Source organism: Gracilibacillus lacisalsi DSM 19029 (assembly GCF_000377765.1).
Lineage (GTDB): Bacteria > Bacillota > Bacilli > Bacillales > Amphibacillaceae > Gracilibacillus > Gracilibacillus lacisalsi.
Genome location: NZ_KB898662.1, coordinates 12,177 through 25,114 on the forward strand (window position 1 = coordinate 12,177; position 12,938 = coordinate 25,114).

The 12,938-nt window shown below is 36.0% G+C and carries 13 protein-coding genes; 6 read left to right on the forward strand and 7 right to left on the reverse strand.

Features of this window, described 5'->3' with window-relative positions; genetic code table 11:
• Positions 1–44: 44 nt before the first annotated feature.
• From cyoE to D569_RS0100085, 6 genes are all read right to left on the reverse strand, one after another.
• Positions 45–905, reverse strand: coding sequence for a heme o synthase (gene cyoE, locus D569_RS0100060; protein ID WP_018930343.1), 861 nt, complete (start codon positions 903–905; stop codon positions 45–47).
• Between the two features lie 12 nt (positions 906–917).
• Positions 918–1,760, reverse strand: a complete 843-nt coding sequence (locus tag D569_RS0100065; protein WP_026287160.1) for an SAM hydrolase/SAM-dependent halogenase family protein — start codon at positions 1,758–1,760, stop codon at positions 918–920.
• A gap of 140 nt (positions 1,761–1,900) precedes the next feature.
• A complete protein-coding gene (locus D569_RS0100070; RefSeq protein WP_018930345.1) occupies positions 1,901–2,941 on the reverse strand; it encodes an arabinan endo-1,5-alpha-L-arabinosidase in 1,041 nt (346 codons plus the stop codon).
• Between the two features lie 99 nt (positions 2,942–3,040).
• Positions 3,041–3,760: an SDR family oxidoreductase gene (locus D569_RS0100075; RefSeq protein ID WP_018930346.1), complete on the reverse strand. Its 720-nt coding sequence runs from the start codon at positions 3,758–3,760 to the stop codon at positions 3,041–3,043.
• Between the two features lie 148 nt (positions 3,761–3,908).
• Positions 3,909–6,536: a cation-translocating P-type ATPase gene (locus D569_RS0100080; protein ID WP_018930347.1), complete on the reverse strand. Its 2,628-nt coding sequence runs from the start codon at positions 6,534–6,536 to the stop codon at positions 3,909–3,911.
• The gene (locus tag D569_RS0100085; protein ID WP_018930348.1) at positions 6,533–7,849 is read right to left on the reverse strand and encodes a hemolysin family protein; all 1,317 of its coding nucleotides are present in this window, start codon (positions 7,847–7,849) and stop codon (positions 6,533–6,535) included. Before D569_RS0100085 ends, D569_RS0100080 begins: the two co-directional genes overlap by 4 nt.
• Before the next feature lie 210 nt (positions 7,850–8,059).
• Here D569_RS0100085 and D569_RS0100090 point away from each other — a divergent pair, with 210 nt between their 5' ends.
• A complete protein-coding gene (locus tag D569_RS0100090; RefSeq protein WP_018930349.1) occupies positions 8,060–8,962 on the forward strand; it encodes an ArsR/SmtB family transcription factor in 903 nt (300 codons plus the stop codon).
• A 241-nt stretch (positions 8,963–9,203) separates the two neighbouring features.
• Positions 9,204–9,563, forward strand: a complete 360-nt coding sequence (locus tag D569_RS0100095) for a response regulator (RefSeq protein WP_018930350.1) — start codon at positions 9,204–9,206, stop codon at positions 9,561–9,563.
• Between the two features lie 228 nt (positions 9,564–9,791).
• On the opposite strand, the gene D569_RS0100100 is transcribed toward D569_RS0100095, so the two are convergent.
• Entirely contained in the window at positions 9,792–10,346 is a 555-nt protein-coding gene (locus D569_RS0100100; RefSeq protein WP_018930351.1) for a hypothetical protein, read from the reverse strand.
• Between the two features lie 203 nt (positions 10,347–10,549).
• Here D569_RS0100100 and ric point away from each other — a divergent pair, with 203 nt between their 5' ends.
• The 4 genes from ric to D569_RS0100120 all read left to right on the forward strand — a co-directional run bounded on the left by ric (position 10,550) and on the right by D569_RS0100120 (position 12,938).
• A complete protein-coding gene (ric, locus tag D569_RS0100105) occupies positions 10,550–11,251 on the forward strand; it encodes an iron-sulfur cluster repair di-iron protein (protein ID WP_018930352.1) in 702 nt (233 codons plus the stop codon).
• 171 nt (positions 11,252–11,422) lie between these two features.
• Positions 11,423–11,722 carry a HesB/YadR/YfhF family protein gene (locus tag D569_RS0100110; RefSeq protein ID WP_018930353.1) on the forward strand — a complete coding sequence of 100 codons (300 nt, stop codon included), beginning with the start codon at positions 11,423–11,425 and terminating at the stop codon, positions 11,720–11,722.
• A 250-nt stretch (positions 11,723–11,972) separates the two neighbouring features.
• On the forward strand, positions 11,973–12,434 hold the full coding sequence (locus tag D569_RS0100115; protein WP_018930354.1) for a flavin reductase family protein: 462 nt from the start codon (positions 11,973–11,975) through the stop codon (positions 12,432–12,434).
• 21 nt (positions 12,435–12,455) lie between these two features.
• Positions 12,456–12,938, forward strand: a complete 483-nt coding sequence (locus tag D569_RS0100120; protein ID WP_018930355.1) for a DUF1189 family protein — start codon at positions 12,456–12,458, stop codon at positions 12,936–12,938.

Below are 12,938 nucleotides of genomic sequence, written 5' to 3' on the forward strand. Positions count from 1 at the left end.
CTTTTTAGATACTCGATAAAATTGTTTTTTTAGCAAAAAGGACATCAAACAAAAACAACATATAATCCATAAACTACTAACAAATAAACTAATGAACTCGCAAATAAGAGATTTGCCCATTTTGTTACTGATGGTGTTTTAAACCCGCTAACTCCAATGATTAACCAACCAACATTTAGCAATGTGATAAGGACATAAAATAAAGTGCTGAATCCACTCAAAAATAAAGGAATAAATAGCAACAATACTATATAAATATTCGTCCTGAGAATTGTAGTCGGAAATCCACGTACAACGGGTAACATTTTTAACCCTGATCTTGCATAGTCTTCATACTTCCGAATAGCGATTGCATAGGTATGGGGCATTTGCCAAAGAAACATAATCGCAAAAAGACTTAGTGGAATAGGGTGAAACGCTGAATCTATTACTCCCCACCCCATCAATGGTGTAACTGCACCTGATAAACTGCCTATGTGCGTATTCCACGTTACTTTTCTTTTCGTCCAAATTGTATATACAACAACGTACGTATACCAACCAATAAAACCGTAAATGGCAACCTCTAAATTAATTAAAAGTACTAGAAATTGCCCAATTAAACTCAAAACTATTCCCATTATCAGAATCGTACGTAAAGAGATAGATCCGGTGACAGTTGGCCTGTTTTTAGTCCGTTCCATTAGTTTATCAACATCTGCTTCTAACCAATTATTTAATGTTAAAGCACCTGCAACCAACATTGCACTGCCGATCAGCAGCAATAAGAAATCAACCGAATAGTCACCGAAGCTAATATTATAATAACGTGCTGCGATAATAAATCCGAGTACTGTTGGTAACACATTCGCAATTAATACAAATCGTTTAAATAAATACTTTAATTCTGTCAACACACTAATCATTCATTGAACTCCTTAACCCTTCTTTATATAAACATGCCAGCTTGAACCAGTTCCAATATTGTGAGCTTTAGCAAATGAACCTTGGTTGATGGCCACTGCCAGGTTATCCAAAGAATTCACATACAGCACCGGCTCTCCAATCTGAATGGCTGCGAAAGAACGACCAAACGTCATCTTATTTCGATATACCCTTCTCGTGTCATGGAGAATTTCTATCTCTACTGCTTCACCATAATCAATATTTAATTGGAGAAAAAGCTCTCTACTAATATTGGTCCACAAATTACCAAAACGGACATCCAATATATCAATAGTCCCGCTTATCATTTGATCCTCAAGCTTTGGTTCATAAAATGGCAGACGTACAATATCTTCTATTTCTAATTCCGGTCCAACGTTATCAAAAGAAATCACTCCTGCAGCTATTCGAGCACCTGTATAGGCATAAATATCTCGGCCATGAAAAGTATGAGAAGCTCCTGACTTTGGTAACCGATTGACCTCTTCATCAATTTCTCTAATTTGTTTGATGCCAATTTTATGATAAATATGTGTTAGCGTACCATTATCTGGTGTAACAATATATTGATTATTCTTTGTTTTGACAACCACACTTTTACGTTCAGAACCGACTCCTGGATCTACGACAGATACAAAAACAGTATTTTCTGGCCAATAGGACAAAGTTTGTAATAATCGATAAGAACCCGACCAAATATCAAATGGTGGTATATCATGAGTATTATCAAATATGTTAACGATTTTACTTACACTATGTGCAACACCTTTCATTGCACTAACTGCTCCATCCTCTAATCCGAAATCTGATTGTAATACTAATGGATTCATCATCATGATTACCCCTTTCTATGCTTAGCACCATTATACTATTATCTAGTAATGAAATGAAAGAATATCATTTGGATCCTAAATACTTGGGTACTTGCAAAAAAAAACAGGCATCCGCTATCAGATGCCTATTTTTCTTCATGTAGTTAAAATGTTGGCCAATCATTATGCCAGTTTATTTTTCGGATTTGCATACGAATGACACCATCGGCATCTCCATCATAATAATGATAAACCATATAATAGTCGTCATTTTTCTGTATAATATCTTGCCCACCTGGACCAATTTGATTACTCTGGCTATCTAATATAATATCACCACCGCCTTGTAATAGCTCTTCCCCTTCTGAATCTAGGTAAGGTCCGGTTACAGTTTCAGCACGACCTACCGCTACTTTATAGGTACTATCTACTCCATTACAGCAAGAATCCCAAGAAGTTAATAGATAAAAATAACCATCTCGTTCAAAAATAGTCGGTCCTTCGATAGCATTGTGTTGAGTTGTAGCTTGTCTGGAAGCAATTTTCGTCGGTTCTCCATTTAATTCTTTCATATTATCTGAAAGCTCTTGAACGACAATTCCACCAAAATGCGAGCCATAAACCATCCACCAACTATCTTCGGCATTGAAAACCATCGGATCTATTGCGTTATATTCTGTTTCACCAGGTGCTGACGTAACAATCGGTCCATGGTCTTCCCAGCTAGTTATATTGCCTGGTGTAGTCGTACTAGCAACACCAATTCCAGATTGGTTTGTACCAAAGATGGACGCTGCATAATAGAGATAATATGTACCATCCTTTTCTACAACATGAGGAGCCCATAAATGTGCTGTATTATACTCAAAAATCCATTCCGGCACCGCTATTTCTCCCATCCCTTCCCATGGACCTGCTAAGGATTCCCTAGATTTTCTTACGAAGATACCTCCAGGATCTTCTGTACTCCTTGCTATCCCTGTAGATACTACGAAATATTCATTGTTCGCCTCGAATATCGACGGATCATGTACTGGATCATCAATCCCTAATGCAGGGTCATAGTCACCATATTCCCCAGTCATTTCCAATAAACTAGCTTTTCCACCATTTGATAAACCATTTAGTTCATCACTATAAAGATTAACAACTATTAATATACCTAATGCTACTACAATAGCAATCCACATATTTAATTTATCCAAAATAAAATCCACCTTTCTCTGTAATTCTCCGTACACATTATAGCATAACATTAATATTAATGTATACGATTACAAAAGAAGACGGATTAGATTAACAAATTAGATATCCATATGATTCCCATTATCATCAATAAATGCAAATGGACTCGATTTCCAGCCATTTTCTATAAGGTGATATATATGATCGGCTGTATCATCAGGATCTTTTGGTGCTTTCTCTCCCCCCATATCTGTTTTCATCCATCCTGGATGTACAGATACAACTTCCACTGGTTCATCCTTCAAATACACCTTTAATTTCTCAGTCAGCATATTCAAAGCCACTTTTGTCATACCATAAGGATAGTCACCACTATAAGCATTGGTAAGACTTCCAGCTTCGGAACTAATATTAATAATCGCTTGTGTTTCTGCCACATGTTGTTTAAGTCCTATTCGTAAAACCGGAAGGAAATGTTTCACTACTCGCATTGGTCCTAAAGTGTTCACATCAAATGCTTGCATTACGGCATTCATATCCAATTCTTCAATCGTCTTTTCCCGTTCATTTAAAATAGCTGCATTATTTATAATCACATCTAAATATTGATCAGTCAATTTCACAGCTTCCGCGGCTTGCTTGACTGATTTTTCATTCGTTACGTCCATATGTATAATTCGAAGTTGTCCTTCATAAGATTCTTTTAAATTTTGCAATTCTTTTATATGTTTATCCGCTACAGAACGAACAGCAGCAAAAATAATATTGCCTTGTTTCAGACCACTACGCACTAAGGCTAAGCCTAAGCCTCTATTAGCTCCTGTAACTAAAACTTTCATTATTTCACCCCATTCTTTATTATTGAAAACCCTTACATATATCTTATCATAATTTCCCATCTAATTGGTGAAAAAGTAATGAAATAGTGCTACTGTTGACGCGATATTCTTATTAGGTCGCCCACAGTAGCACTAGTCTTACCATTATTTAGTCTTTATTTTTAATCACCTTCACACTCTCCATTAATATCACACTTCCGAGTGCTAATGCAAAAGCAATGAATCCTTGGCTCCAGCCAAATTCAGCTGGAATATGGAACACTTCTCTTGCGAAAGGCATAATCGTAATCGAATATAGTACAAACCCAACTACGACAGCCCCTAGCACATATTTATTTTGGAAAAATCCTGCACCAAAAGCAGTCTGGACATTTGACCTTGCTGGGAAGGTTTGTAACGTCCGCGACAGAATAAGAGTGGTAAATGCCATTGCTACCCCCATTCCCTCTGAGTGCTGTAATCCAATATAATGAGAGATAATAACTGCCACCCCAATTAACAACCCTCGGATAATGACCGATCGTAATGTACCTTCAGCAAAAATCCCCTCATCGATTTTTCGTGGCTTACGCTTCATGACGTTTGGTTCTGATTTTTCCATCCCTAAAGCGATAGCCGGTAAAGAATCATTAACAAGGTTGATAAATAATAATTGTAATGCTGTGAACGGATTGGCCCAATTCATGATTACGGCAAACAAAATCGCAATAATTGCACCTAAGTTACCAGCAAATAAATATGCGATCGATTTTTTGATATTATCGAAGACCGTACGTCCTACACTTACTGCTTTTACAATCGATACAAAATTATCATCGGTTAAAATCATTGCTGCCGAATCCTTCGCCACATCGGTTCCACTTCCCATGCCAATTCCAATATCAGCCTGTTTTAACGCTGGTGCATCATTGACCCCATCACCTGTCATTGCAGTAATTTGGTCTTTGCGCTGCCATGCTTTCACAATTCGGATTTTATTTTCAGGTGAAACTCGGGCATAAACAGCAATATGTTCTAATTTCTCATCTAATTCTGTATCAGTCATATCGTCCAATTCTCTACCAGTAACAGCTAAATCACCTTCAGCCATTAATCCGATATCCTTACCGATCGCTTCTGCGGTTGTTTTATGATCACCGGTGATCATGACAGGTTTTATACCTGCTTTTTTCGCCTCTTCAATGGATCCATAAACGGCATCTCTTGGTGGATCCATCATTGCCGTAAAACCGATTAACGTGAAATCTTGTTCATCATCTAACGTAATCTGTTGATCTTTTTCTATTTTTTTATATGCAAATGCTAAAACACGTAAAGCTTGTTTGGAGTAACGCTCATTTTGCTTCGCTAAATGTTCTAGCCATTCTGAAGTTAGTTCTTGTTGCTCTCCGTTAACTAAAATAGTACTTGCACGGTCTAACATTACATCTGGACCGCCTTTGATTAACATCAACCGTTCTCCATCAATTGTATAGACAGTCGACATCATTTTTCTTGCAGAGTCAAAAGGCAGTTCTGCTTCACGCGTATATTTATTTCGCAATTCCTTATATGGCTGGTTTTGCTTATCTGCCAATCGAATCAGTGCAATTTCTGTCGGATCTCCAATTTCATTGTTATCTTCATTAATATAGGAATCATTACAAAGTGCTGCAGTTTGAATGATTAGTCGTTCACTTTTCGCCCATTTTTTATTACTAAACGGATCCTCTATTTCCGGCAAATATACTTCTGTAACAGTCATTTTATTTTGGGTTAATGTTCCGGTTTTATCGGTACAAATGACACTCGTAGAACCAAGTGTTTCTACTGCCGGTAAACGACGAATGATCGCGTGCTGCTTGGCCATTTTATTAGTACCTACTGATAAAACAATCGTCACAATCGACTGCAAAGCCTCAGGAATAGCTGCTACTGCAATTGCAACCGAGAACATTAAAGCATCTAAGATTGCTTTTGTCATATCAACATTAGCATCATTAAACCAAATCCGACCAACTTGTACGGCAAAGATAACTATACAAATAAGTAAAATCGCAATCCCTAACTTTTTGCTGAAAGAATCCAGTTTTCGTTGCAATGGTGTTTGTTTTGCTTCCGCTGTTTCAATCATTTCGGCAATTTTTCCAATCTCTGCTTTCTCGCCAGTTGCTGTCACAACGAAAGTACCTCGTCCATTAACGACTAACGAACTGGAAAACACCATGTTTTTCTGATCACCGATTGATACTTCCTCTTCGATCGGTTCAGTGATTTTTTCTACCGCATCAGACTCACCTGTCAGCATACCTTCATTAATTTTTAATGATTCAGCTTCCATAAGACGACCATCGGCTGGTATGTAGTCGCCCGCCTCAAGCAAGACAATATCACCAGGCACTAATTCACGAGCCATTATGGTATGACTTGTGCCATCGCGAATTACTTTAGCCTCTGGCGCCGACATATCCCGAAGTGCATCTAGCGAACTTTCTGCCTTCTTCGTTTGCACCACACTAATAATGGAGTTTAACAAAATAACGACGAAAATAATGATCGATTCTATTAATTCACCCAATACTAATTGGACGATTGCAGCCACGAGGAGAACAACGACCATTGCGTCTTTAAAACTTTCTAAAAACAGCTTCCATGTTGGTATTTTTTCTTTATCAGCGATTTCGTTATAGCCTTCCTGTTCAAGTCGGTTGTTGGCTTCGTTTGCTGTCAATCCCTCGGATAGTGATACTTCCCACTTATCTAATACTTCCTGCTTTGTTTTTTGATAACTGCTCAAGATTTATCCCCTCCTGATTCGATCGTAATCAGTACCTTTTCTATACGATAATCTGATATTTCAACTGCTTCAAATATCAGATTTTTATAAGAAATGGCTGGACGTTCTGAATTTTTTGGAATGTATCCTAGCTGATGAACCATAAAACCATTTACCGTCTCGAAATCCTCGGAAGGTAACTCCATTTGAAAAGCTTCCTCCAATAAATAGAGATGAGTCGTTCCCTCTACCTCATATTGATTCGTATTAACCTTTTTCACACTGCTTGCCTCATCTTCACCTGGTAAATGATGTTCACTTAATATTTCTCCAACAATCTCCTCGATCATATCTTCCATTGTAATAAGACCATCAATTCCACCATATTCATCGACAACCATCGCGATATGGATGTTATGTTTCTTCATATCGCGAAAGGCGACATCAATAGGTTGAGACTCCATTACATAATAAGGCTCACGTAAGAAGTGATTCCACGTTTGGTCATTTGTTTTTAAATAAGGAAACATGTCCTTCATATGTAAAATACCAATAATATGATCGATATCCTCCTCATAAACAGGAAAACGAGTAAAACGTTTATCATTAATGATATCTACTATTTCCTCGATACTTGACTCCACATTAATCGCTGTAATATCTGTTCTGTGTGTCATAATATCGGAGACGGTTTTATCATTAAACTCAAATATATTATGAATCATCCGTTTTTCATCATTTTCAATTGTTCCACGTTCACCACCAATATCCACCAGCATTCTAATTTCCTCTTCATTTGCCTCTTCCTGTTTGGCATGTGGGTCTACTCCAAACAATTTTACGATTAAGTTCGTCGAAAGATTCAATATTTTAACAAACGGATAACTAATTTTAAATAGCATCGATAATGGACTAACTGTTTTATAAGCTATTGTCTCTGCCTTTTGCAAGGCTAATTGCTTCGGTACTAGTTCTCCAATTACCAATGTAAAGTACGAAAGTAGAATCGTAATCGTAACAACAGCGATTGTTTTCATTAATGGTAAAGCGATCGGTACACCGATAGCCACTAACCATTCTGCTAATGGCCCGGCAAAACGATCGGCAGCAAATGCACTAGCGAGGAAACCCGCTAAGGTTATACCGATTTGAATCGTTGCCAAAAAGCGGCCAGGTTCTGATAATAAAGCCTGTAATTTAATTGATTTTTTGTCACCTTGTTCCGCTCTTTTCTTTATTTTATTATCATTCAAAGCTACTAGCGAAATCTCAGAAGCTGCAAAAAACGCATTGATTAATATTAGTAATACAAGAATAAGAAAAGATAATATCAAAATACCACCCACTTTTCACCAGTCTTATCATTGTTATACCCAAAATAAACGATAACAAGACAATTTTTTTGATAATACATGATTAAAAATGTCAAATTCGGATGAAACCTGTTACAAAATATGTCATAATAGATTATAATAGAAAATATATTCTTAATATGTGATAATAAAAATAATTTAATTAGTACTCAGAAAGTAGTTGGTGGAATTATGCAATTAGAAATAGATAAGTCGTCCCTACCAGTATATGAAGCATTAGCAAGCCAAGTCAGATTAGAAATTATCCAATTATTATCGAAAAATAAAATGAATATAAAGGAATTATCCAGTGTTTTAGGGATCAGTAGTCCGATTGTGACCAAACATATTGAAAAGTTAGAAAAAGCTGGTATCATTCGAACAGAAAAGATACCGGGAAAATCAGGGTTACAACGAATCTCCATACTAAAAGTCGACCACATTGAAGTCAATTTTCCTAAAAAAATCTATCATTCATTTGCTACATATGAAACGTCAGTACCTATTGGTCATTACACAGACTACCATGTTGTACCTACTTGTGGCTTAGCAACTAGTAAAGACTTTGTTGGCCCAGTAGATCAAACCAAATATTTTATGGACCCTAAAAGAATGGATGCAAGAATATTATGGTTTACTCAAGGATTTATTGAATATAAAACTCCGAACTTTTTGCAAGAAGAAGATCAATTACAACAAATGGATATCAGTTTTGAAATCTCATCGGAGTTTCCATTTTCAAACGAAATATGGCCATCTGACATTACTTTCACTTTAAACAATATCGAGTTAGGAACATGGCAAAGCCCAGGTGATTTTGCGGATACTAGAGGTAAATATACTCCTGACTGGTGGCCGCACAATATTAACCAATACGGACTACTAAAAACGATTCGAATCACATCACATGGCACCTATATGGATGGGGAACCTTTGTCAGATGTAACCATTCATGATTTAGACACTACTGTAGATGGATGGAAATTCAGAGTAGAAGTAAAAGAAGATGCCGAACATGTAGGTGGAGTTACATTGTTCGGAAAAGAGTTCGGAAACCATGATCAGGATATTAATTTTAAATTATATTATATTTAATAGTTAGTTATTTCATAATGAAGTTGAATAACAAGAATCCGTCTCAATTTATTGGACGGATTCTTTTCTATTAGAATAATCATATATTCCATATCTTTACTACATCACAAATTACTATCCTTCTAAAACTTTTTCCTTTCTAAAGTGTAAAAAAACAGCTTCACAATGCCTAATACTTCCTTTAAAATAATGATAGAAGAATGTCGAATTGTGAAATGAAAAAGAAAATGAGGGAACAGCGATGAAAAAAACAGTCATCATTGCAGATGATTCACGATTTATGAGACAGTGGCTTAAGCAGAAAATCGAACAACATCCCTATCAAGTTGTTGCAGAAGCCTCAACTGGTCTAGAAGCAGTGAAAGCATATCAACAATATAAACCAGATATTATCATCTTAGATATCGTTATGCCAAAATCGAACGGATTAGATGCCTTACTAAAAATCAAAGACTTAGACCCAAGCGCTAATGTCATCATGGCCTCTTCCCTCGCCACTCACGATAACGTAACAAGGGCATTACAATATGGAGCCAAAGACTTTATCATCAAACCACACTTTCATAACTTAATCCAAATTATGGATAATATTTTCGATTAGCAGTAATAGAACTAATTAACAGATAACCGTTTGTCGAGCGGACATTTATTCCGTTATTCGGTTCATTTAAGTTAACATTAGAGCTTTTTTCGATGAATAGCGTAATAGATGTCCGCGCTCAGCCCTGACATAATCATGTCTACGTTACTTCGCTGCTTGGAACAAACACAGCGACTTCCCACTCAGACCTTTAAAAAAGCCTGGCATTTGTTTAGCCAAGCTTCCTAATTAAAATAATTCGTAATAGCTTTCTTGTCCTAGGTGCTGTACATATTTGTCCGCCAACTCTTTTAAATTTGTAGATTCTTCTAAAAAGAGCCACTGATCATCTTTTTCACCTGTATAAGATTTACGTTCTACTTGAAAAGCTCTCGTATCTTTATCCAATAATGTAAAACATAACTGCGCATCATATGTTTTATATTTCGGATCGGACAATGCCTCAACAATCAAAGGATTCTCATCGAATGGGACAGGATTTTCGTACGTATATAAATAGATACTTTTTTGTCTGATATCTAACTTATAATCCTTAATTGGACTATTATTTTCCATACTCTCTTTAAGTAACTGCACTTCTTCATCAGTTATTTTCCGTCTTGACTTCTTTGTTAAAAAGACTCTTCCATTCGGGTGTTCATATATTTCATACCCTTCTGGAATGCTATCAACTGAAGTATTAGAATCATCTTTTTTAAAATAAAAGGACGGATTACCTTTGTTCGTTTTCCTTACATGTAAATAGTACTCATCTCCACGAAAATTCGTATATTTCACTGCCATCTTTACACCACCTTTAGTTTCATAGCCGATACGTAATCTCAAGATTTTGCTTTCATTAGTATAACAAAAATCAGAATAAAGTGAAACTTTGAAAAAACCATGTTTGCAATTGATTAAAATTTACATAATGTGATTTGCATCACAAATAATTTCTGATCCTTTTGTTACAGTAAAAGTAACACAAGTAAAGGAGGATCAATATCATGAGAGAATTCCAACTAACTGATACACCTGCAGATATTGTCAAAATATACCCGAAAGCAAGTGATTTCTTTAAAAAAGAAAAAATTGATTTTTGTTGTGGCGGTGACCAACCTCTTCAATCTATTCTTGATAAGAAAAAAAGACCTGTTGATGGGGAACAGCTTATTGGCTCGATCAATGAATCCTACCAAGCATGGATAGAAGCCGGGAATAAAGAGATCAATTGGGATGATGTCACTCCTTCAGAATTGGTCGACTATATTATGCAACATCATCATCACTATTTACATGAAGAGTTAACACCACTCAGTCAGTTTGTTACGAAAATATACCGAGTACACGGTCCGCATCATCCGCACCTTGAAGATTTATATAAATTATTTCATCAATTCAAAATGGAAATGGAAGGTCATATGATAGAAGAAGAACGTGATTTATTCCCGCTCTTTGAAAAATATCAAGTAGAGCCTAGCCAAGTATTAAGAGAGAACATTTTCCAATTGAACAAAACGATGATCGAGGATCACGAATTTGTAGGTGAACTCATGCAACAAATGAACGAAATAACCAATGACTATACATTGCCAGAAGGTGCATGTAATTCATACAGGATCACCTATGCTAGACTAGCAGAGCTAGAACAAAACACGTATCAACATATACACTTGGAAAACAATATACTCTTTAAGTCCATTTCATAGGATAGTAAAGACGCTAATAGTAGGATTAGCGTCTTTTACATATTTTCGACAATTTCCCGGGGAATATTTCCAAATAATTGTATTAGTTTATAATAATATAGTGTAAGAATGATAAATATTGGGAATAGCTTAAAGAGAATTATTTTAGTGTCATTAAAGGAGTGCATACGCATGGAAATCAAAGTGTCAGATCAAGCATTACAATGGTTTAAAGATGACGTTGGGGTAAGCGATGGAGATACAATAAAATTTCAAGCTAAATATGGTGGTTATAGCCCAATACATGAAGGTTTTTCACTAGCCTTTGCACTAAATGAACCAATGGAAGATACGATTACAACTACGGAAAGAGATGGCATCACCTTTTTTATTGATGCGACAGATGCATGGTATTTTGAAGGGTATAATTTAATTGTCGAATATAATGAACAACTAGATGAAGTTGCATATGATTATGAAGAAATCCAGTAAAGAGTGAGGAAATCCCTCACTCTTTTTCTTTAGCTAAATCTCCTCCCTCTCGAACCAAATACAACGAAACAGGAAGAAATTATGTTAAAATAAAGGAAGACTTATCAGGAAGTTAGCGACCGTCACCATCCGCTTCATAACTTTACACTTGAAGTTAGGGGCTTACGGACAGTTAGTAACGTGGTAAAGCAAACTTAATAGAATGTTCAGTATAATTTCCCGATATATTCTATAAAGGAGGTTTTAATCGATGAGCAAGCAGGAGTTCCGCAAAGCGATGAGTAAATTTGCGACAGGAATTACTGTCGTAACATCGGAATTTGATAATGAGATACAAGGAATGACAGTCAATGCATTTATGTCTGTGTCTTTGGATCCACAGTTAATTACCATTTCACTAGATTCCAAAACGAATTTCTACCAAAATGCCGATAAAATTAAACGATTCGGCGTTAGTATTTTACGAGAAGAACAACAAGAAATATCCATGATCTTTGCTAAACAAATAGAAAAAGAATATAAAGACTTTACAACTTTAGATGGTATACCAGTCATAGATCATGCACTCACTACATTGGCATGTACGGTAGTCAATACGGTTGAAGCAGGTGATCACTTACTGATTATTGCAGAAGTAGACGAAATCAAATTAGACGAAGGTAATCCAATTCTTTATTACAACAGTACATATAAAAGAATAGTGGATGAATAGAGAAGAGTACGGAGGATAGTCATGGCCATTCTTGCAATCTTACGAAATAGTGCAATATTACCTAACAAAGAAGCGATGTTTTGGTTAAATCGAGTAAACATGAGGGACACACTCGTTTATCTTTTTCTTATATTCTTTATTAGCTTCTTACCTAATGTCATTTTAATGATAGCAAACTTTGAACAAGGTCAATCTCACATTTCTTTTAGTCAATTTCTACTGCAAGTTATTGTCTTTTATCCCTTTTTTATCTTGTTTATCGTTGTTACAGGGGTTTCCATATTAGCAATCGGTCCTTGGATACTAAAAATCTTCCTGCAGCGCAAATTAGCATATCAACAATTATGGAAGATGACTTGCTTTGCGTTACTATGGCCATTAATCATTTATCACCTGTTATTTTTCACGCCACTACCAACTTCCATTGCTTTTTTGGTTGGTTTAGTGTTGTTATATATAATCCTATATCAAATGATTTTGATTTACCCCAAAAAAAGAAAGTGA

Bases quoted from the DNA above. Each gene is read 5' to 3' on its own strand.
- cyoE (WP_018930343.1), bottom strand. From the start codon at position 905: ATGATTAGTGTGTTGACAGAATTAAAGTATTTATTTAAACGATTTGTA.
- D569_RS0100095 (WP_018930350.1), top strand. From the start codon at position 9,204: ATGAAAAAAACAGTCATCATTGCAGATGATTCACGATTTATGAGACAG.
- D569_RS0100120 (WP_018930355.1), top strand. From the start codon at position 12,456: ATGGCCATTCTTGCAATCTTACGAAATAGTGCAATATTACCTAACAAA.
- D569_RS0100065 (WP_026287160.1), bottom strand. From the start codon at position 1,760: ATGATGATGAATCCATTAGTATTACAATCAGATTTCGGATTAGAGGAT.
- D569_RS0100075 (WP_018930346.1), bottom strand. From the start codon at position 3,760: ATGAAAGTTTTAGTTACAGGAGCTAATAGAGGCTTAGGCTTAGCCTTA.
- D569_RS0100100 (WP_018930351.1), bottom strand. From the start codon at position 10,346: ATGGCAGTGAAATATACGAATTTTCGTGGAGATGAGTACTATTTACAT.
- D569_RS0100090 (WP_018930349.1), top strand. From the start codon at position 8,060: ATGCAATTAGAAATAGATAAGTCGTCCCTACCAGTATATGAAGCATTA.
- D569_RS0100115 (WP_018930354.1), top strand. From the start codon at position 11,973: ATGAGCAAGCAGGAGTTCCGCAAAGCGATGAGTAAATTTGCGACAGGA.
- ric (WP_018930352.1), top strand. From the start codon at position 10,550: ATGAGAGAATTCCAACTAACTGATACACCTGCAGATATTGTCAAAATA.
- D569_RS0100110 (WP_018930353.1), top strand. From the start codon at position 11,423: ATGGAAATCAAAGTGTCAGATCAAGCATTACAATGGTTTAAAGATGAC.